This window comes from Parahaliea mediterranea (genome assembly GCF_017255185.1).
GTDB lineage: Bacteria > Pseudomonadota > Gammaproteobacteria > Pseudomonadales > Halieaceae > JAFKCZ01.
Window position 1 is genome coordinate 1 of the sequence record NZ_JAFKCZ010000008.1, and the last position, 18,646, is coordinate 18,646.

An 18,646-nucleotide genomic window follows, 5' to 3' on the forward strand; every position below is an offset into this window, starting at 1 on the left:
TGGTTACTCCCTTGTGTGGTGCTTGGCGGCTCACACTTGGGGGTTACTATGAGACTTCTGGAACTGTCAAACTTCGCTTGCCTCCCCAGCAAAGCTGGGGGGTCTCCCTTTTGTACTAGCCACATGACAAGAAAGCAAAGCCCCATTCGGCTCAAAAACCTCGAGATCCTCATTCGCGAAGCAGGTTCGGCGGCACGCCTCGCCCGTGCCGCGGAGACCAATAGCTCCTACCTCAGCCAGGTACGCAATCAACTACCCACGCAAAAAGGGACGCCACGCAGTATCGGAGATGATCTGGCGGCCAAGTTGGAGGCGGCCATGAAGAAGCCCCCCGGTTGGATGGACGTCGATCACGACACCCGAGCTTACGGCGCCAGCGATGGCCCCAATCTGAACAACCACCACCGGCTTATTTCGTGGAGTCAGGTGGGGAAAAAGGGCGATAAAAACCTCTCTGAGCATGAGCCACTCCCCTACGCCACCGACCTTCTGATTTGCCCCGTCAAATGCAGTGAGGAGACCTTCGTGCTGCGCGTGCGTGGCGCCAGCATGGAGCCAAAATTTCGCGAGGGTGAACTGATTTTCGTCGACCCCTTTGCGCCGGTCAGTCACGGCAAATTTGTCGTCGTTCGTCTCGAATCGAGCGGCGAAGTGACGTTCAAACAGTGGATCGAAGAGGAAGGGAAACAGTATCTCAAGACACTCAACCCGGATTGGCCCGATCGAATTATCAAGGTGGATAGGAACACCACCGTGTGCGGTGTCATCGTCTTCAAGGGCGAAGCGCTATAGCGCGATTTAGCACAGTGGTAAGCATTTAGTCCGCAGGGTCACTTGTCGCATTGATTAGCTCGCTGCTAATCTTTAGCGCACTGCGATGTGACGACTCTGCGAGACCCGTATGAACGACCCCCGTGATTACAGTGTGCCGTTACCGAAGTGGATTCGGGGCAAAAAGTTAACCGAGCTCACCGGTTTCCGGTTGGATGCCCAAAAGCACAAACGCGTACAAGGTGTCTGGCTCGAGGGCGTGCACTGGGTGAAAGCCCCCGACGGCAACATCATGTACAACTGGCGAGCAATCGATGAATGGACGGAAAGTGGCTACCACTGACAAGCCAGAGAACACATCGTCGACCGAGACGGTGGCGCAGGAATTACCCGATGGTGTTCAGATCCACGGCTCCACTATTCGGATCGATTTCCGCTACCGCGGTGTGCGGTGCCGCGAAACGCTGAAAGGACTCAATGTCACCAAAGCCAACATCAAGTTCGCCGAGAACAAACGCGCGTCCATTCTGTATGAGATTGGTCGCGGTGTCTTCGACTATGCCAACCACTTCCCCGACTCCAAACGCTGCCGCGAGTTCGGCAGCAACCCCCACCGTGACCGCACCGTCGACCAGGCACTAGACCTCTGGTTGTCCGTCAAGAAAGTACGGACCGCGCAATCAACCTATGTGAACTACAAATCCAAAGTTGAAAATCACATCCGTCCTCGCTGGGGATCGCACCGGCTCGCGTCGATCACGAAAACAGAAATCGAGAAATGGATCGCACTGGATCTGGTCGCACTCTCAAACAAAACCATCAACGAAGTCATGATTATTCTGCGCGGCATTTTCAAAGATGCCAAAGCGGATAACGTGCGCAATGACTCGCCGGTTGAGGCCATCGATAATCTGCCGCTCGGTGACCGGGAAGATCCCGACCCTTTTACTCAAACCGAAATCGAAACCATCTTGTCGACGCCGACCAAACGGCAGCAGGAAATCCACATGATGGGTTTCGCCTTTTGGTCAGGGCTCAGAATCTCCGAGTTGATTGCGCTCGCCTGGGAGGACATCGACCTCAAGCGCGGGACGGTCAAGGTGTGCCGCGCGAAAGTCGGCGGACGCTTCAAGCAAACCAAAACCAAACGCTCCACGCGGGAGGTAGAACTGATCACGCCGGCCCTGGAATGGCTGCAGGCGCAGCGTCCTTACACAGAAGAGCTGGCACCGCGTCGCCTGAAAGTGACGTCACGGGACAACAAAAAAACCTTCGACGAAGAAGTACGCGTGGTGTTTTTAAACAGCAATACGATGAAGCCGCACAGATCCGATGGCACGGTCAGAAATTGCTTTTGGAGCACGCATCTTAAAAAAGCCAAAGTGCGCTATCGCGGGCCGAACAATGCGCGCCACACCTTCATCAGTCAGCTGCTGACGGCCGGTATTCCGAAGGAGTGGATTATTCGTCAGGTCGGCCACACCAGCACCCGTATGATCGATGAGCACTACGGCAGATGGATCTCCGAAGATGCTACGGGTATGGCGCAATTTGTGTCGGAGCGTTTGGGGGTGGGAAAGGGCTTGGTCCCAAAACGGTCCCAAGCCGGACAGGGTAGAGATCTTATTTCAAGTAAATCAACCCGTTATATGGCGGAGAGCGAGGGATTCGAACCCTCGATAGGGATTAACCTATACACCCTTAGCAGGGGTGCGCCTTCAGCCACTCGGCCAGCTCTCCGGAAATATCAGGTGCGATAACGCCATGCCATCGACACAGGCGCGGCATGATACCACAACGGCTGTAAATTCAAAGCGTTGCGGCGGATTAAGAGGAAGATTCTTCGTCTTTGGACGGCTCGCCTTCCCCGCCGTCCTGGATACGGTTGTAGATTTCCTCACGGTGAACAGCCACGTCGCGGGGGGCGTTGACGCCGATACGTACCTGGTTGCCTTTCACCCCCAGTACGGTCACGGTAATGTCGTCACCAACCATCAGTGACTCTCCAACCCTGCGTGTCAAGATCAGCATAGGCTTCCTTTCTCCGGTAGTGTGTCTGTTAACAGGACAAACACACGACAGCTGCCACCCCCACGCGTTAGCAGGGCCGGGCGATGCGAGTGATCGCTGTTATCTATTACTAGTTCAGATTCACGAAAACGCAACACGCGGCCCGTCTGTGCGGCTGTGCCGTCCTTCATGGTTAGGCAGCGGTTTCGTCTTCGGGTTCCTTGTTGAGCCCAAAAGCGGAATGCAGCGAACGCACCGCCAGCTCCAGGAATTTTTCCTCGATAATCACCGAAATCTTGATCTCGGAGGTGGTGATCATCTGGATATTGATACCCACCTCGGCCAGGGCGGCGAAGGCCTGGCTGGCAACACCGGCGTGGGAACGCATGCCCACACCGACGATCGAAACCTTGGCGATCTTGCTGTCTGAGGTCACCGCCTCGGCGTTGATGTCCCTCGCCACCTGCTGCAGGATCTCTTCCGCCTTGGCCAGGTCGCCGCGCCCCACGGTAAAGGTGAAGTCGGTGGTGTTGTCATCGGCCACGTTCTGCACGATCACGTCCACCTCGACATTGGCCTCGCCAATGGGCCCGAGAATCCTGTGTGCCACGCCGGGCATATCGGGCACGCCCTGCACGGTCAGCTTGGCCTCGTCGCGGTTGAAGGCGATGCCGGCGATGGTCGGTGTTTCCATTTGCGAACTGTCCTCCAGCGCAATCAGTGTGCCCGGGCCTTCCTGGAAGCTGTGCAGGACCCGCAGCGGGACATTGTACTTGCCAGCGAACTCCACCGCACGGATCTGTAATACCTTGGAGCCCATACTGGCCATTTCCAGCATTTCCTCGAAGGTGATGCGATCCAGTCGGCGGGCGCCATCGACGATCCGGGGATCGGTGGTATATACGCCGTCAACATCGGTGTAGATCTGGCACTCGTCGGCCTTCAGGGCCGCCGCCAGGGCCACCGCGGTGGTGTCGGAGCCGCCGCGGCCGAGGGTGGTGATGTTGCCCTTCTCGTCCACCCCCTGGAAACCGGCGACCACGACCACGTAGCCCTCGTCCAGGTCGGCGTGCAGGCGCTCGTCGTCGATCTGGCGAATGCGCGCCTTGGTGTGGGCGTCGTCAGTGAGAATGCGCACCTGGCTGCCGTTGTAACTCTTGGCCTTGACCCCGCGCTTGTTCAGCGCCATGGCCAGCAGCGCGGTGGTGACCTGCTCGCCGGTGGACACCAGCACATCCATCTCACGGGGTACCGGGCGGTCCTGGATTTCATGGGCCAGGGCAATGAGGCGGTTGGTCTCGCCGCTCATCGCGGAGACCACCACCACCACTTCGTGGCCCTCGCCCTGGAAGCGGGCTACTTTTTCGGCCACCTGCTCGATACGCTCGATGCTGCCTACCGAGGTTCCGCCGAATTTCTGTACGATCAGGCTCATGCGCTCGCTCTGCGCCCTGTGTTTAAAGGGGCGCCATTAAACAACAAAGTATGGGGATTGAAAACCGCTGCGGGGCAACGTTCGATGGAAGTGTGAACAGTACCGGAATGGCCGAATGAATTCGGCCCTACAGGGGGTGGGCTCCGATCTGCCTGGCCGAAGGAATTCGGCCCTACAGGGGGTGGGCTCCGATCTGCTTGGCCGAATGAATTCGGCCCTACAGGGAGCGGGCTCCGATCTGCCTGGCCGAATGAATTCGGCCCTACAGGGGGTGGGCTCCGATCTGCCTGGCCGAATGAATTCGGCCCTACAGGGGGGCGGGGTCCAACTGCTGTAGGGTCGAATTCATTCGACCGCCCTGGCTCGCTCACGGTTCAGCCCAGCTCCTGCGCGACCCACTCCGGGACGGCTTTCAGCGTATCGGCCAGGGCCGCCACGTCGGAGCCGCCGCCCTGGGCCATGTCCGGGCGACCGCCGCCCTTGCCGCCCAGGCGCCCGGCGAATTCCTTCATCAGGTCGCCGGCGCGCACGCGGCCGGTCAGGTCCTTGGTGACACCGGCCGCCAGCGCGATCTTGTCGCCGTCCACCGCCGCCAGCAGGATCACCCCGCTGCCGAGCTTGTTCTTGCACTGGTCCATGGTGTCGCGCAGGGTCTTGGCGTCGCCGCCGTCGACACTGGCCGCCAGCACCTTGACCCCCGCCACCTCCACCGCGCCGGCGGTGAGATCGCCGCCGGCGGAGGTCGCCAGCTTCTGTTTCAGCCGCGCCACTTCCTTCTCCAGCTCGCGGGCCTCGGCCCGCAGGGCCCCGACCTTGGCGGCGACGTTGTCGCGGCCGGCCTTGACCACCTCGCAGACCTGGCCGAGCTGCCCTTCCAGGGCGTCGATCGCCGCCAGGGCCCCGGCGCCGGTCACCGCCTCGATGCGGCGCACGCCGGAGGCGACACCAGATTCAGCGGAGATGCGCATCAGGCCGATGTCCCCGGTACGCGCCACGTGGGTGCCGCCGCACAGCTCCACCGAGAAGTCCTTCTCGCCCATGCTGAGCACCCGCACGCTATCGCCGTACTTCTCCCCGAACAGGGCCATGGCGCCGGCCGCCATGGCCTCCTCCATGCTCATCAGCCGGGTGGTGACCGGGGTGTTGGCGCGAATCTGGGCGTTGACCAGGGTCTCGATGGCCTTGAGCTCCTCGGCCTTGACCGCCTCGAAGTGGGAAAAGTCGAAGCGCAGGCGCTCGGAGTCCACCAGCGAGCCCTTCTGGGTCACATGCTCGCCCAGCACCTGGCGCAGGGCGGCGTGCAGCAGGTGGGTGGCGGAGTGATTGAGGCGGGTGCGCTGGCGCACACTGCCGTCCACCGTGGCTTCCAGGCGGTCGCCGGTTTTAAGGCTGCCCGACAGCACCTTGACGTGGTGCAGGTGGTGGCCCTGGGCCTTGGTGGTATCGGTCACCTCCAGACGCAGCCCCTCGGCACTCAGGTAGCCGGTGTCGCCCACCTGTCCACCGGACTCCGCGTAGAAGGGCGTGCGGTCCAGCACCACCACGCCGGACTCGTCCGCGGCCAGGCTGTCCACCGCCTCACCATCGCGCAGCAGGGCGCTCACGGTGCCCTGCCCAGTCAGCGCGTCGTAGCCGGTGAACTCGGTGCTGCCCTCCAGCTTGAGCACGTCGTTGTAATCCACCCTGAAGGTACCGCTTTCCTGGGAGCGGCTGCGCTGTTCGGCCATCGCGGCCTCGTAGCCGGCAATGTCCAGGGTCAGGCCGCGCTCGCGGGCGATGTCGTTGGTGAGGTCCACGGGGAAACCGTAGGTGTCGTAGAGCCGGAATACCACGTCGCCGGGAATCTGGGCGCCCTCGAGCTGCTCCAGGGCGTCGTTGAGAATCTGCAGGCCGTTGTCGAGGGTCTTGGCGAACTGCTCCTCCTCGGTCAGCAGGGCCTTCTCCACCTGGGCCTGGAGCTTCACCAGCTCCGGGTAGGCCTCGCCCATTTCCGCCGCCAGGGTCGACACCAGTTGGTGGAAAAAGGGGCCGGTGGCGCCGAGCTTGTTGCCGTGGCGCACCGCGCGGCGGATGATGCGTCGCAGCACGTAACCGCGACCCTCGTTGCCCGGCATCACGCCATCGGTGACCAGGAAGGCGCAGGAGCGGATATGGTCGGCGATCACTTTCAGCGAGGCGTGTTCGAGGTCGTCCACCCCCAGGATGCCGGCGGCGGCGCGGATCAGCGCCTGGAACAGGTCGATCTCGTAGTTGCTGTGCACGCCCTGCATCACCGCGGCGATGCGCTCCAGGCCCATGCCGGTATCCACCGAGGGCGCCGGCAGCGGGTGCATCTCGCCACTGGCGTCGCGGTTGTACTGCATGAACACCAGGTTCCAGATCTCGATGTAGCGGTCGAGGTCGTCGTCCTCGCTGCCGGGCGGCCCGCCGGGGACCTCGGGACCGTGGTCGTAGAAAATCTCGGAACAGGGGCCGCAGGGGCCGGTGTCGCCCATCTGCCAGAAGTTGTCCTCGTCCAGCCGGGAGATGCGCTCCGCGGGGAAACCGATGTCCTCGACCCAGATGCGCTCGGCCTCGTCGTCGGAGACGTGGCAGGTCACCCACAGGCGCTCCTTCGGCAGCTGCATCTCCTCGGTGAGGAACTGCCAGGCGAAGCGGATGGCCTCGCGCTTGAAGTAATCGCCGAAGCTGAAGTTGCCCAGCATCTCGAAGAAGGTGTGGTGACGCGCGGTGTAGCCGACGTTTTCCAGGTCGTTGTGCTTGCCCCCGGCGCGCACGCAGCGCTGGCTGCTGGCGGCGCGGTTGTAGGGGCGCGGGTCGGTGCCCAGGAAGGTGTCCTTGAACTGGTTCATGCCCGCGTTGGTGAACAGCAGGGTCGGGTCGTTGGCGGGTACCAGCGAACTGGAGGGTACCCGGGTGTGGCCCTGGCGCTCAAAAAAGGCAAGGAAGGCTTCGCGTATCTCTACGGTCTTCATAGTCGGTCTCGGAATGGAAAAGAAGCGGCTCAGCCGAGCATGCGGCTCTCTGCGAGGGTGGAGCCCGCCAGGATGTGCAGGTGCAGGTGGAACACGGTCTGCCCCGCCCCGCCGCCGTTGTTGACGATCAGGCGGAAGGCGTCGTCCACGCCGAGCTGCCGGGCGACCTTGCCCGCGGCCAGCATCAGGTGGCCCAGCAGGGCCTGGTCGTCATCCTGCGCGTCGGAGAGTTTCTCGATCGCCTTGCGGGGGATGACCAGCACGTGCACCGGCGCCTGGGGATGGATATCGTTGATGGCCACGCAGTGCTCGTCCTCGTAGACGAACTCGGTGGGGATATCGCCGTTGACGATTTTGCCGAAGATGGTGTCGGACATGGGTTCGGGGGTCTCCCTGGTTAGCTGCCGGGGTATTTTGGCCGAATGAATTTGGCCTGGTAATGTTCCGCGCTGGGTGGCCGAATGAATTCGACCCTACAGGGGGGTGTTGCCGGCGCCTGTAGGGTCACATCCACTGACCTCGATGCTCAGCCCAGTTTCTCGTCGGCGGTGAGTTGGCGGGCCTCGCTCTCCAGCATCACCGGGATGCCGTCGCGCACCGGGTAGGCCAGGCCGGAGGCCTTGCACAGCAGCTCCTCTTTATCCCTGTCATACTCCAGCGGCGCCTTGCTCACGGGGCACACCAGGATGCTCAACAACTTTTCGTCGATCATGAATCCGGTCCGGATGTTCAAAACGGCCGGCCATTATACGGGCATTTGGCCCGCAGTTGCACCGCCGGCTCAGTGGCCCCCGGTGGCCTGCCCGGGTTGCGGCATGGGGGGCACCAGCAATTGCGGGTCGATACGGTGCCCGCGCCAGCTCATGCGCCAGTCCAGGTGGGGGCCGGTGGCGCGCCCGGTGGCGCCCACCTCGCCGATGACGTCCCCGGCGCTCACCTCGTCACCCACCGCCACCCGCACCTTGCTCAGGTGCAGGAAGGACGAGGACAGGCGGTAGCCGTGGTCGAGGATGATGGTGCCGCCGGAGTAAAACAGGTCAGGCTCCGCCAGGGTCACCACCCCCGATGCCGGGGCCCGCACCTCGGTGCCGGTGGGCACCGCCACGTCCACCCCGTAGTGGGGGCTGCGGGGCACGCCGTTGTAGAAACGCTGACTGCCGTAGACCCCGGAAATGGGGCCGGTCACCGGCCAGTCGAAACCCGCCAGGGCCCCCCGCAGCAACTCCGGCCGCCGGAGTTCGCGGCCCTTGGCGGCCCCCACCAGGGCGCGCTCGCGGGCGATCCGCTCCTGGTGCTCCGGCGACGGGGTCACGGTGCGCTGGGGCACCCCCTCCACCCGCTGGATCTTGTACTCGCGCTGGGCCACGGCCAGGGTCTGGGTGCAGGGCGAGGCGCCGCCGACCACCAGCTCCGCGGTAGCGGGCGCGTCGCGGCCGAATCCGGCGAACACGGTGCCGTCCTCCAGCACGTCCAGCGGCTCGCCGGCCAGGCTGACCTCGGTTCCCGGCGCCACCCGCGCCGACACCAGTCCGCCCTGGCGCAACTCGCCCCGCCAGTCCAGGCAGGCAGCGGACACGGGCGCGCAAACCAACACCGCGCCCCCCAGGGCAATAGCGGTCAACAAGGGGCGAAACTTGGGAAGTGCAGGCACAGCGAGTCTCCAGTTAATATGAGCCCCATTTCTAGCAGGGGCTGGTCGCAAGGTCCAGCACCGGCCGGCGGGCGCGCAGCAAATGGAAGCGCTTTTGCACCTCGCCACCGCTGTTGCTGCCACCAGTCTCACAGTACGAACGGTGCTCAATGGTGTCAAAGCCCGCCACGGCCAGCAGCGCCTCCCCCTGCGGGCGGCCATACAGGCGAAAACCGTGGCGACTGAACGGCAAGGCACTCATGAAGTCCCGGTCGCCGTAGGCCAGACACAAACGCCCGCCGGGTCGCAGCACCCGCCGCATCTCCGCCAGGTGATCCTGCGGGCGCTCCCAGAAATAGAGAGTATTGACGCAGAGCAAGCTGTCAAATGCCGCATCGGCAAAAGGCATGGCCTCGGAACTGCCCTGCTGGAAACGCGCCCGCCCCGTCTCGATCCACGCACCCTGGCTGGCAACCGCCTCGGCCACCATCGGCGCCGACAGGTCCAAGCCCTGGTAGCGAATGGCATCGCCGCGTTCGAGTATCAATGGGATGTGCGCCCCGCTGCCCGGCCCCACTTCCAGCACCCGATCCCCATTGGCGGGAGCCAGCCAGTCGATCGCCTGGGTGATCGGACCGGCATTGTTGCGCGCCATTCGCGCCCCTATCGCCACGGCCTCGGAGCCGTGGGGGCAGCGCAGCTGACCCGCCAGGGCGGCGCTGTTGTGATTCTCATCCATTGCGTGGCTAGCTCCAGTTTGCAAACAGCGAGCATAGAACATTCCCATCGGGGGAAGGCAAGCGCCCGCTATTGCCCCGGGCGCGAGCGGCGCTAAAATGCGCGGCATGGGCAGATATCGACCGCCGCGCCGAAGAGGCTCGGCCTACATCACTCCCGAGGGCGAACAGGTCCTGCGGGCCGAGCTACACCAATTGTGGAAGGTGGAGCGCCCCGTGGTCACGCAAACCGTGCACGAGGCGGCCAAGAATGGCGACCGCTCGGAAAACGGGGACTATATCTACGGCAAGCGCCGCCTGCGGGAGATCGACTCCCGGGTGCGCTTCCTCAACAAGCGCCTGGACGAACTGCAGGTGGTGTCGCGCACCCCGGACGACACCGACAAGGTGTTTTTCGGCGCCTGGGTCACCCTGGAGGACGACGACGGCGCGGAGCAGACCTGGCGCATCGTCGGCCCCGACGAGTTCGACCTGGCCGCGGGCAAGCTGAGCATGGACTCGCCCATGGCGCGCTCCCTGCTGGGGCGGCGGCTGGACGACGAAATCACCGTGCGCAGCCCCACCGGCGAGCGCCGCTTCCTGATTACCGAGATCCGCTACGCCGCGACCGGATAGAAATGGGGTGGGGTAAACCCGGCCGGCTAGCGTCACAACAATAAAAACAGGAGTTTCCACCTTGCCCGCAGACTACCCGGACCGCCGCCAGGCCAACTACGCCCTGGCGCTGCTGTTACTGGCCTACATCCTCTCCTTCATTGACCGCAATGTGATGGCGGTGCTGATCGGGCCGATCCGCGACGAGTTCGCGATCAGCGACTTCCAGTACAGCCTGCTGCACGGCTTCGCCTTCTCGATGTTCTACATCGTGCTCGGCCTGCCCATCGCCCGGCTGGCGGACCGCCACAACCGCAAGTGGATCATCAGCATCGGCATCTTCTGCTGGAGCCTGATGACCTGCCTGTGCGGCGCCGCGCGCAGTTTCGGCACCCTGTTCGTGACCCGCATCGGGGTCGGGGTGGGCGAGGCGGCGCTGTCGCCCGCCGCCTTCTCCCTGCTTGGCGACCTGTTTCCCAAGGACAAGCTGGCCCGGGCCCTGGCCATCTACAGCCTGGGCATCACCCTGGGCGGCGGCCTGGCCTATGTGGTGGGCGGCGCCGCCTACGCCTGGTTCGCCACCATGGAGCCAATGGTGGTGCCCGGTTGGGGCGAGGTGTCCGCCTGGCAGATGACCTTTGTCGCGGTGGGCGCCCCGGGCCTGTTGCTGACCCTGTTGCTGGCGATGCTGAAGGAGCCGCCCCGGCGCGCCGGGCTGAGCGCCGCCCCCGGCGACCACGCCACCCTGGCCGACATCGGCCGGCAGTTTCGCGCCCACCGCCGGGCCTATCTGGGGGTGATCGGCTCGCTGTCGCTGCTGTCGATCCTGGGCTACGGCACCATGGCCTGGTACCCGGAATTCCTGATCCGCAGTTTCGGCGTGCCCCGGGAGACTGCGGGCACGCAGTTCGGCGCCATCTTCCTGGTGGCCGGCAGCCTCGGCACCCTGGCCGCGGGCTGGTGTGTGCAGCCGCTGATGGCGCGCGGCCACGGCGACGCCCCGCTGCGCATCATCCTCGGCATCGCCCTGCTGTGGCTGGTGCCCGCCATCCTGGGGCCGCTGGCGCCCTCCAGTTCCCTGGCGCTGCTGGCGGCGGTACCGATCGTGTTTTGCCTCAACGCCTACTACGGCGTGGGGGTCGCCGCGCTGCAGTTCATCACCCCCAACCGAATGCGCGCCCAGGCCTCGGCCCTGCTGCTGTTCTGTACCAACTTCTTCGGTCTCGCCCTCGGGCCCTCGGCTGTGGCGATGCTGACCGATTTCCTGTTCCAGGACGACGCCGCCCTGCACCAGTCCCTGGCGCTGTTGCCGCTGCTGGTGTGCCCGCTGGCCGCGCTGCTGGCGTGGCAGGGGCTGGCGGCCTTCCGGCGGGCGGAGGCCGCGGTTTAATGGGCGCGACCAGGGCTGTTCCGGCGCTCCCCGCGACCACCGCCACGAGTTCGCGAACCGTGCGCCCTGTGGTAGGGTCTGCGCCCATGGACCCCAATAAAAATAAACTGGAACACCTGTACAGCGAACACCGTCAGTCCCTGCAGCGCTACGTGGCCCGCAAAATCGGCCAGGACGAAGAGGCGGAGGACGTGGTACAGGAAACCTTCCTGCGCCTGGCGGCGGAGCACAGCGCCCCCGCGCGCGCCTTTGCCCGCGCGCGCTCACCGGTCGCCTACCTGTACCGCATGGCCCGCAACCTCGCGGTGGACAAGCTGCGCGCCGCCACCAGCCGCGGCAACACCGCCCGGGCCCAGGCCGCCGATCTCGACACCGCGACACCCGGTGACGACCTGCCCGCGTCCCTGGTGTCCCGGGAGCGCCTGCGCGCGCTGGAGGCCGCGGTGCGCCGCCTGCCGCCCAAGCGCCGCCAGGTCTTCGTACTGCACAAGTACCGCCAGCTCACCTACCGCGAGGTGGCCCACCACCTGGGCATCAGCCAGGGCATGGTGGAAAAACACATGTCGCAGGCGCTGGCGCAACTGGATCGCGAACTGACGGAGGGCGCCGATGATCGCTGATCACGCCGACACACGCGCCCAGGCCCGCGACTGGCTACTGCGCATGTCCTCCGGCGAGGCCGGGGAAGCCGATTACGCGGCCCTGCGCGCCTGGCTGGAAGCCTCCCCCGAGCACGCGCGGGCCTTTGAATCGGTCTGCCGCCTGTGGGGAGAACTCGACCTCGCCCGCGAGGCCGTGTTGCGGACCGAGCGGGCGGCGACAGGCGAGCCGGCGCCGCCCCCGGAGCAACGGCTCCCGGTCCAGCGCTGGCGCTGGGCGCTGGCGGCCAGCGTGGTGCTGGCCCTGCTGTTTGCCGGGGCCGCGCAGCTCTTTACCGATCCAACGACAACCGCCCCGGGCGAACCCGCCTACTACAGCACCGACCGCGGAGAAATTCGCAGCATCGAACTCGCCGACGGCAGCACCGTGACTTTGGGGGCCCATTCCCGGGTCACGGTGCGCTACGCACCCGCCCAGCGCCGGCTGGCGCTGCTGCGCGGCGAGGCTTTCTTCGACGTGGCCAGCGACCCCCGGCGCCCGTTCACGGTGAGCGCCGGCGGGGTCAGCGCCCGCGCTCTGGGCACCGCCTTCAATGTGAGCCTGGGCGAGGACGCGGTGCGCGTGGCGGTCGCCCACGGCCGGGTCGCCATCCAGCGGGAGGACCCGCACAGCGCGCTGGAACTGGCCGCGGGCCAGGCCTCCGGCTATCGCGACGACGGCAGCGCCCTGGCGCTGACGTCCCTGGCCGGCACCGGCGCCGCGCCCTGGCGGGAAGGCCGGCGCGACTACTTCCGGGAGCCGTTGCGGCAACTGGTGGCGGACCTCAACCGCTACAGCGACACCCCCATTTACATCGCCAGCAGCCAGCTCGGCAAGCAGTCGATCACGGCTTCTTTTGACCACTTCGGCGATGTCGACGCGGTACTCAGGGATGTGGAGGACGCCCTGCCCGCCCGGGTGGTCCACACCGCCTCGGGCATCCATATCCGGGTGCGGTGAACGACGCCCCGCACCTGCTCGCCGCCTGCCTGCTGTGCCTGGCCGGTCTGCTGGCGGCCCCGCCCCCTGCGGCGGCCGAGCCTCTTTCCTACCAGCCCCCCTACCAACTCCCCGCCCAACCGCTGGATCGGGCGCTGCTGGAGCTGTCGCGGCTGGCGGGCTTGCAGATCATCTTTGCCTCCGAACTCACCGCGGGCCTGCAGGCGCCGGCGGTCAGCGATGCAGAGAGCGTCGAGGCGGCCATCACCACCCTGCTGCGCGATACCGACCTGGCCTTTCGCTACAGCGACGCGGGCACCCTGGTCATCTACCGGGTGAGCGCGGAGCCCGGCGAACAGCGCGCTGCATCCGTACCGCCGCGGGAGGAGATCCTGGTCACCGGCTCCCACCTGGGTCTGCCGGCGGATCGCGGCGGCCTGTCGCCGGTCACCATGGTGCCGCGAGCCACGCTGCGCGCCGAGGGCCACGTCAGCCTGCCCCGGGTCTTGCAGCAGCTGCCGATCAACTCGGGGGCGGAGATCCAGATCAACAACCTCAACCAGCCCCTGACCGCCGGCACCGCCGCCATCAACCTGCGCAACCTGGGCCTCGGCACCACGCTGGTACTGCTCGACGGCCAGCGCCAGGTCGACGTGCCGGTGGCCACCACCCAGGGCGAGACTTTCGTCGACGTCAACGCCCTGGTGCCCGAAATCGCCATCGGGCGCATCGACGTGTTGCGCGACGGCGCCTCCGCCACTTACGGCTCCGACGCCGTCGCCGGGGTCGTCAATGTGATCCCGCGTCACGGCTTTCGCGGCGTGGAACTGGCCCTGCGCCATTCAGCCACCAGCCGCAGCGGACAGGACAACACCCGCCTCGGCGCCCTGTTTGGCGGCGCGCTACCCGGCGGCAACAGCAGCGGCATCCTGGCGCTGAGCCTGGAACAGCAGGATGCGCTGCTCACCACCGACCGGGACTACCCGGATCACACGGTAATCAGCAGCCTGGGGCAACCCGGCACCTACCTGACCTCGAAGGAGGGCCTGGTACGGGACCCGGACTGCGGCGTGGCCGGTGGTGAAATACGGCCCGGCAACCCCTACTGCCTGTTCGACTCATCGCCCTACTTCGACCTCAGCCCCGAGGAGCGGCGCCGGCGGCTATACACCCGCCTGGAACACACCTGGCGCGACGGCAGCCGCGTCACCGCCACCCTGAGCCACAACGCCGCCGAGGTCTGGGTGCACGCCACCCCCTCCTTTCCCTTTGCCAACACCCTCCCGCTGGTGCCGGCGCACAACCCGGGCAACGACTTCGGCGAGGACGTGCGGTTCTACGGCCGGGTCCTGGGCGCGGAAGCCGGCGCCTCGCGCTCCCGCAGCCGCTATCGCAGCGATTTCGCGCGTCTCGAATTCAGCCGCACGGAGTATCCGGTCCACCTGCAGGCGGGAGTCAATTTCAGTTACAGCCGCACGCGCTACGGCCGCACCGATACGGTGCGCGACGAACTGCAGGCGGCGCTGGATGGCCGCGGCGGGCCGCAGCACAACGCCTACTGGAACCCCCGGCACGGCGCCGTCAACGACCCGGAGGTGGTCGAGGCCCTGTTCGCCGACTGGGGCATGCGCGGCCAGTCGCGCCTGGTCGCGTTCGACCTGTCGGCCTCGAGCCACGACCTGACCCTGGCGGGAACACCGGCGCGCTTCGCCCTCGGCGGGCAGTTCCGCCGCGAGTGGCTGTCACAGCACTTCGCCCAGGTCTACAACGACAAGCAGTTTCTCAGCCTCGGCGGCGGGCCGGATTTCAGCGGCAGCCGCGACGTGTCCGCGCTGTACAGCGAGTTGCTGCTGTCCCCCACCGACACCCTCGACCTGCAACTCGCCGGACGCTACGAGCACGCCGGCGGCGCCCGGGGCGCGCTGTCGCCCAAGCTCGCGCTCAACTGGCAGGCAGGGTCGCGCAGCGCCCTGCGGCTGACCTGGGGGCGGGCCTTTCGCGCGCCGTCGCTGTTCCAGACCCAGGCCAGCCAGGCGGTGCCGGTGGCGATCAGCGACGGCATCACGCCGGGCACGCCGCAATTCGCCAACGTGATCACCAGCGGCCGCCGCGACCTGTCGCCGGCCACCGCCCGCATTGCCACCGCCGGCTTTGAATACCGCGACCCGCGGGGTATCTATGCAGGGCTCGACCTGTGGTACTACGACTACCGCAACGTGACCCTCAAGGAGTCGCCGCAGACCATTCTCGAGGACGCCCGGGCGGGAGATCCGGCAGCCATCGCCAAGGTCAGCCGCGACCCGGCCAACGGCCAGATCACCGAGATCCGCGCCGATTTCGTCAACGCAGCAGACATCCGCAGCATCGGCCTCGACGGCGCCCTCGGCGCGCAACTGCCCTGGGGCAGCGGCGCACTGGACACGGGCCTGTCCTGGACCTGGACCGAGCGCTTTCGCATTCGCGACGCCAGCGGGGCGGTGTTCGAGGGCGCCGGCAGCCGCAACGCCGGCACCCCCGCGGCGCGCGCCCTGCCGCGGCTCAAAGCCAACGCCTGGTTCGGCTGGCGGGGCCCGCGATTCGAGACCCGGGCGCGACTGAACGGGGTTTCCGGCTACCGCGACGACCGCAACCGCGGCGAGGACATTGCCAGCCAGGTCACCCTCGACCTGCACGCCGCCTGGCCCGGCCTGCTGCCCGGGGGCGCCGATCTGGCTCTGGGCGTGTACAACGTCACTGATCGCGATCCCCCCGCCGTGAACACCTTCCTGGGCTACGACGCCCACACCCACGATCCGCGGGGGCGGGTGTGGTACCTGAGTGTAGAGTGGCAACGTTGATTACCGAGGTGGGGTGAATCACCGCGGCGACCGTCCTGGATAAGAGGTTCAACCAAGGAGCGCTCGCAATGACAAAACATAAAGCCAAACCCGCCACCCATTCCCTGCTGGCCGCCGCCGGCTTCATCCTGCTGCCGCTACCGGCCAGCCTGCAAGCGCAGGGCAACAGCCCGGCGCTGGAGGAAGTGGTCGTCACCGGCAGCCATATCCGCCGCCCCAGCCAGTTCGACTCGCCCTCGCCGTTGAGCGTGGTGGGCCGGGAGGACATGCTCGACCAGGGCGCTGCCACGGTGGTCGACGTGGTCAAGAATCTGCCCGAGAACAGCGGCGCCGAGTTCCAGGTGGACAACCTGGCCCAGCCCCTGACCAGCGGCACCTCCAATATCAACCTGCGCAACCTGGGGCTCGGGTCCACCCTGGTGATGATCAACGGCCAGCGCCAGACACTGAGCGCAGTCGCGGCCACCGATGGCTCCAGTTTCGTGGATACCAACTCGCTGCTGCCCTTCATCGCCATCGAGCGCATGGAAATCCTCAAGGACGGCGCCGCCGCCACCTACGGCTCCGACGCCGTGGCCGGGGTGGTCAACTTCATCAGCCGCGACAACTTCGACGGTTTCGAGATCCAGGCCAACTACCAGGCGGCGGAGCACGGCGACCACAGTGATGCGGAGTTCGGCGCGATCTGGGGCGGCGGCAACGACAGCACCCACCTCATGCTCGCCGCCAGCTATTTCGATCGCGAGGCCATGTACTCCGCCGACCGCGACTTCACCGAAGGCACCGCCCTGTCCAGCCTGGGCCATCCCGGCACCTTTCTCACCAGCGGCGGCTTTGTCATGGACCCCGGCTGCGGCACGGTCGGCGGCTTTCCCCGCGACAACGGCTTCTGCGGCTTCGACTACTCGCCCTACTTCGACCTGTCTCCCGACGAGCAGCGCACACAATTGTTCGCCACCGCCCGGCACGACTTCTCCGAAACCGTGTCCGGCCGCCTGGAGCTGGCCTACAACAAGACCGAGGTGGAGCACATCGCCTCGCCGTCCTTCCCCTTCCTGACCTTCTTCCCCACCGTGCCCGAGGACAACCCCGGCAACCTGTGGGGCGAGGATGTCAGCTACTTTGGCCGCATCCAGGGTGCGGAGGCCGGCCCCTCGGTGGCGCGCAACGAGTACGACACCCTGCGCGTGGCGGGCAACCTGGAGGGGCAGTTCGCCAATGACTGGTACTGGACCGCGCAGGGCAGCTACAGCGAACAGGAAGTGTTCTACGATCGCCCGGACACCCTGCAAAGCCGCGCCGTGGCGGCCCTGGCCGGCCGCGGCGGGCCAGACAACAACCAGTACTGGAACCCCCTGGCGGGCGCCGACAACGACCCCGCGGTGATCGCCGATATGATCGGCAGCACCGACATGAATGGCGAAACATCACTGCTCACCTTCGACGCCATCACCTCGGGAGAGCTGTTCGAGCTGGAGGCCGGCACGGTGATGGCGGCCTTCGGCGCGCACTACCGGCGGGAGGAGCTGGCCCACGACTGGGGCGAGGACTACAACAACCAGGAGTTCCTGTCCCTGTTCGGCGGTCCCGACTACGATGCCGAGCGGGATATCTACGCCCTGTTCACCGAGTTCAGCATCCCGGTGACCGCCAACCTGGAGCTGCAGGCCTCGGCCCGCTACGAGGACTACGGCGACGGCGTGAACAGCCTCGACCCGAAACTGGGTGCGCTGTGGCAGCCCAGCGACACGCTCTCCTTCCGCGGCAGCGTCGGCACCGCCTTCCGCGCGCCCTCACTGTTCCAGACCGACGCCACCCAGGCCTCCCAGGCCAATATGTACGACCCGCTGACCGACAGCACGGTGTTCCGCTCCGCCCAGACCAATGGCAATCCCGACCTCGACCCGGAACAGGCGGACGTGGTCAACCTCGGGGTCACCTGGGAGAACGACACCCTCGAGCTGAGCCTCGACTACTGGTACTACGACTACGAGGACCTGATCGTCAAGCAGGTGCCCGACGCGGTAGTGGCCCAGGAAGTGGCCGACACCCAGGCCGGCCTCAGCGGCACGCCAGCGCAGCTCGCGGTCACCCGCGACCCCGCCAGCAACCTGATCACCCTGGTGCAGACCGACTTCATCAACGCCTCCTCGGCGGAGACCGATGGCATCGACCTGTCGGGACAGTATCGGCTGGATAGCGGCGCCGGGCTGTTCCGCTTTGGCACGCAGTGGACCTGGGTCAACAAATACGAGCTGCGCGAGAGCGGCGGCAGCGACACCATCGACGCCGTGGGCAGCCGCAACAAGCTGAACTTCGCCCGTTCACTGCCAGAGTGGAAGGGCAATATCAGTCTGGACTGGGCCCTGGGCGCGCACAGCGCCACGGCCTACCTGCGCTACACCGACAGCTACGACGACGACAACAGTGGACTGGAGATCGACAGCCACGCCACCGTCGATCTGCGCTACGCCTACGCCTTTGCCCTGGGCGAGAGCGAGGCGACGCTGGCGGTCGGCGCCATCAACGTGACCGACGAGGAACCGCCCGCCGTGGTGGACCTGCTCGGCTACGACACCAAGGTACACGACCCCCGTGGGCGGATGCTCTACCTCAACCTCAACTACCGCCTGTAACACCCTCCCCCGACAAAAAACGGGCCGCTGTCTCCAGCGGCCCGTTTTTTTCA

General features: G+C 66.0%; 16 protein-coding genes, 1 tRNA gene and 2 pseudogenes. 10 read left to right on the top strand and 9 right to left on the bottom strand.

What is annotated here, in order from left to right:
- The first annotated feature begins 123 nt into the window (after nt 1-123).
- From JYP50_RS11855 to JYP50_RS22275, 3 genes and pseudogenes are all read left to right on the top strand, one after another.
- Nucleotides 124-792, top strand: a complete 669-nt coding sequence (locus JYP50_RS11855; RefSeq protein ID WP_206560747.1) for a S24 family peptidase — start codon at nt 124-126, stop codon at nt 790-792.
- 109 nt (nt 793-901) lie between these two features.
- Nucleotides 902-1,114: an excisionase family protein gene (xisR, locus tag JYP50_RS11860; protein ID WP_206560748.1), complete on the top strand. Its 213-nt coding sequence runs from the start codon at nt 902-904 to the stop codon at nt 1,112-1,114.
- Nucleotides 1,086-1,544, top strand: a pseudogene (locus tag JYP50_RS22275) (Arm DNA-binding domain-containing protein); the annotation flags it as partial. The gene xisR and the pseudogene JYP50_RS22275, both read left to right, overlap by 29 nt.
- 33 nt (nt 1,545-1,577) lie before the next feature.
- Here JYP50_RS22275 and JYP50_RS21835 read toward each other — a convergent pair.
- A complete protein-coding gene (locus tag JYP50_RS21835; RefSeq protein WP_241263094.1) occupies nt 1,578-1,778 on the bottom strand; it encodes a hypothetical protein in 201 nt (66 codons plus the stop codon).
- Between JYP50_RS21835 and JYP50_RS22280 the strand changes: the two are divergent.
- Nucleotides 1,779-2,222 (top strand): annotated as a pseudogene (locus JYP50_RS22280) (tyrosine-type recombinase/integrase); the annotation flags it as partial.
- Between the two features lie 199 nt (nt 2,223-2,421).
- Here JYP50_RS22280 and JYP50_RS11875 read toward each other — a convergent pair.
- The 8 genes from JYP50_RS11875 to JYP50_RS21840 all read right to left on the bottom strand — a co-directional run bounded on the left by JYP50_RS11875 (nt 2,422) and on the right by JYP50_RS21840 (nt 9,560).
- Nucleotides 2,422-2,511 (bottom strand) — tRNA-Ser (locus tag JYP50_RS11875).
- Between the two features lie 87 nt (nt 2,512-2,598).
- Entirely contained in the window at nt 2,599-2,802 is a 204-nt protein-coding gene (csrA, locus tag JYP50_RS11880) for a carbon storage regulator CsrA (RefSeq protein WP_206560749.1), read from the bottom strand.
- A 172-nt stretch (nt 2,803-2,974) separates the two neighbouring features.
- On the bottom strand, nt 2,975-4,216 hold the full coding sequence (locus JYP50_RS11885; protein ID WP_206560750.1) for an aspartate kinase: 1,242 nt from the start codon (nt 4,214-4,216) through the stop codon (nt 2,975-2,977).
- A gap of 374 nt (nt 4,217-4,590) precedes the next feature.
- A complete protein-coding gene (gene alaS, locus JYP50_RS11890; protein WP_206560751.1) occupies nt 4,591-7,191 on the bottom strand; it encodes an alanine--tRNA ligase in 2,601 nt (866 codons plus the stop codon).
- 29 nt (nt 7,192-7,220) lie between these two features.
- Nucleotides 7,221-7,568, bottom strand: a complete 348-nt coding sequence (locus JYP50_RS11895; RefSeq protein WP_206560752.1) for a histidine triad nucleotide-binding protein — start codon at nt 7,566-7,568, stop codon at nt 7,221-7,223.
- A 149-nt stretch (nt 7,569-7,717) separates the two neighbouring features.
- Complete coding sequence (locus JYP50_RS11900; protein WP_206560753.1) at nt 7,718-7,903, bottom strand: Trm112 family protein; 186 nt, start codon at nt 7,901-7,903, stop codon at nt 7,718-7,720.
- A gap of 69 nt (nt 7,904-7,972) precedes the next feature.
- Nucleotides 7,973-8,842, bottom strand: a complete 870-nt coding sequence (locus JYP50_RS11905; RefSeq protein WP_347136776.1) for a M23 family metallopeptidase — start codon at nt 8,840-8,842, stop codon at nt 7,973-7,975.
- A gap of 31 nt (nt 8,843-8,873) precedes the next feature.
- Nucleotides 8,874-9,560: a class I SAM-dependent methyltransferase gene (locus tag JYP50_RS21840; protein ID WP_241263095.1), complete on the bottom strand. Its 687-nt coding sequence runs from the start codon at nt 9,558-9,560 to the stop codon at nt 8,874-8,876.
- A gap of 106 nt (nt 9,561-9,666) precedes the next feature.
- Between JYP50_RS21840 and greB the strand changes: the two genes are divergently transcribed.
- The 6 genes from greB (at nt 9,667) to JYP50_RS11935 (ending at nt 18,593) form a co-directional block, all read left to right on the top strand.
- Entirely contained in the window at nt 9,667-10,173 is a 507-nt protein-coding gene (gene greB, locus JYP50_RS11910; protein ID WP_206560755.1) for a transcription elongation factor GreB, read from the top strand.
- 61 nt (nt 10,174-10,234) lie between these two features.
- Nucleotides 10,235-11,542, top strand: coding sequence for a spinster family MFS transporter (locus JYP50_RS11915; protein ID WP_206560756.1), 1,308 nt, complete (start codon nt 10,235-10,237; stop codon nt 11,540-11,542).
- An 86-nt stretch (nt 11,543-11,628) separates the two neighbouring features.
- The gene (locus tag JYP50_RS11920) at nt 11,629-12,162 is read left to right on the top strand and encodes an RNA polymerase sigma factor (RefSeq protein ID WP_206560757.1); all 534 of its coding nucleotides are present in this window, start codon (nt 11,629-11,631) and stop codon (nt 12,160-12,162) included.
- The gene (locus JYP50_RS11925) at nt 12,152-13,141 is read left to right on the top strand and encodes a FecR family protein (protein WP_206560758.1); all 990 of its coding nucleotides are present in this window, start codon (nt 12,152-12,154) and stop codon (nt 13,139-13,141) included. The genes JYP50_RS11920 and JYP50_RS11925 overlap by 11 nt, the downstream gene beginning before the upstream one ends.
- Nucleotides 13,138-15,957 (top strand): TonB-dependent receptor domain-containing protein, encoded by a 2,820-nt coding sequence (locus tag JYP50_RS11930; protein WP_206560759.1) that lies wholly within the window; start codon nt 13,138-13,140, stop codon nt 15,955-15,957. Before JYP50_RS11925 ends, JYP50_RS11930 begins: the two co-directional genes overlap by 4 nt.
- A gap of 68 nt (nt 15,958-16,025) precedes the next feature.
- Entirely contained in the window at nt 16,026-18,593 is a 2,568-nt protein-coding gene (locus tag JYP50_RS11935) for a TonB-dependent receptor plug domain-containing protein (RefSeq protein WP_206560760.1), read from the top strand.
- The last annotated feature ends 53 nt before the right edge of the window (nt 18,594-18,646 follow it).

What these genes read in the sequence shown, in the direction of transcription:
- xisR (WP_206560748.1), top strand. Translation starts at nt 902, where the DNA reads ATGAACGACCCCCGTGATTACAGTGTGCCGTTACCGAAGTGGATTCGG.
- JYP50_RS11895 (WP_206560752.1), bottom strand. Translation starts at nt 7,568, where the DNA reads ATGTCCGACACCATCTTCGGCAAAATCGTCAACGGCGATATCCCCACC.
- JYP50_RS11925 (WP_206560758.1), top strand. Translation starts at nt 12,152, where the DNA reads ATGATCGCTGATCACGCCGACACACGCGCCCAGGCCCGCGACTGGCTA.
- JYP50_RS11920 (WP_206560757.1), top strand. Translation starts at nt 11,629, where the DNA reads ATGGACCCCAATAAAAATAAACTGGAACACCTGTACAGCGAACACCGT.
- JYP50_RS11900 (WP_206560753.1), bottom strand. Translation starts at nt 7,903, where the DNA reads ATGATCGACGAAAAGTTGTTGAGCATCCTGGTGTGCCCCGTGAGCAAG.
- greB (WP_206560755.1), top strand. Translation starts at nt 9,667, where the DNA reads ATGGGCAGATATCGACCGCCGCGCCGAAGAGGCTCGGCCTACATCACT.
- alaS (WP_206560751.1), bottom strand. Translation starts at nt 7,191, where the DNA reads ATGAAGACCGTAGAGATACGCGAAGCCTTCCTTGCCTTTTTTGAGCGC.
- JYP50_RS11885 (WP_206560750.1), bottom strand. Translation starts at nt 4,216, where the DNA reads ATGAGCCTGATCGTACAGAAATTCGGCGGAACCTCGGTAGGCAGCATC.
- JYP50_RS21840 (WP_241263095.1), bottom strand. Translation starts at nt 9,560, where the DNA reads ATGGATGAGAATCACAACAGCGCCGCCCTGGCGGGTCAGCTGCGCTGC.
- csrA (WP_206560749.1), bottom strand. Translation starts at nt 2,802, where the DNA reads ATGCTGATCTTGACACGCAGGGTTGGAGAGTCACTGATGGTTGGTGAC.
- JYP50_RS11855 (WP_206560747.1), top strand. Translation starts at nt 124, where the DNA reads ATGACAAGAAAGCAAAGCCCCATTCGGCTCAAAAACCTCGAGATCCTC.
- JYP50_RS11935 (WP_206560760.1), top strand. Translation starts at nt 16,026, where the DNA reads ATGACAAAACATAAAGCCAAACCCGCCACCCATTCCCTGCTGGCCGCC.